At 48.1% G+C, this 541-nt stretch carries 2 protein-coding genes; one reads left to right on the top strand and one right to left on the bottom strand.

Annotated elements, in window-relative coordinates:
- A partial coding sequence (locus R8N49_RS29815; protein WP_318190791.1) for an AI-2E family transporter occupies positions 1-211 on the top strand: 211 nt, incomplete at its 5' end.
- 32 nt (positions 212-243) lie between these two features.
- Here the strand turns inward: R8N49_RS29815 and R8N49_RS29810 are convergent.
- The coding region (locus tag R8N49_RS29810) for an EAL domain-containing protein (protein WP_318190790.1) at positions 244-541 on the bottom strand (298 nt) is incomplete at its 5' end.

Genomic DNA, 541 nt, shown 5'->3' with positions numbered 1-541 from the left:
ATATCTGTTGCTGAATTTAATCGAGAGTCAGTTTGTCACCCCAACTTTGCTAGGGAGGCGGTTTAACCTCAACCCGTTGGTCATCTTTATGTGGCTGGTCTTTTGGGGTTGGTTATGGGGTGGAATGGGGCTGTTGATTGGCGTGCCGCTGTTGGTGTGCATCAACATTTTAGCGGATCGTTTGGCGCTTTGCGGTTCGACGAACATCTAACCGCAAAGTTGCCAGTGTATTGAACGTTGTGCTTAGTTAAATAACTTTTCCGCCGCAACGGGTGGGCTGAATAAATATCCCTGACCGTAGATACAACCTTTGTCGACCAAGTAAGCCACTTGTTCTGGCGTTTCGATGCCTTCTGCCACGACTTTGAGTGAAAGCGTCGTGCCCATCGCAATGATGGCGTTAACAATGGCGTTGCTGTCGTTGTCGTTAGGCACATCACTGACAAACGAGCGGTCGATTTTCAGTTTGTTGATTGGCAAACCTTTGAGGTACGACAGCGAAGAATAGCCTGTACCGAAGTCATCCAACGAAATCTCGATT

The organism is Vibrio sp. 1978 (genome assembly GCF_033344345.1).
This window is presented reverse-complemented; position numbering and strand designations above follow the sequence as displayed.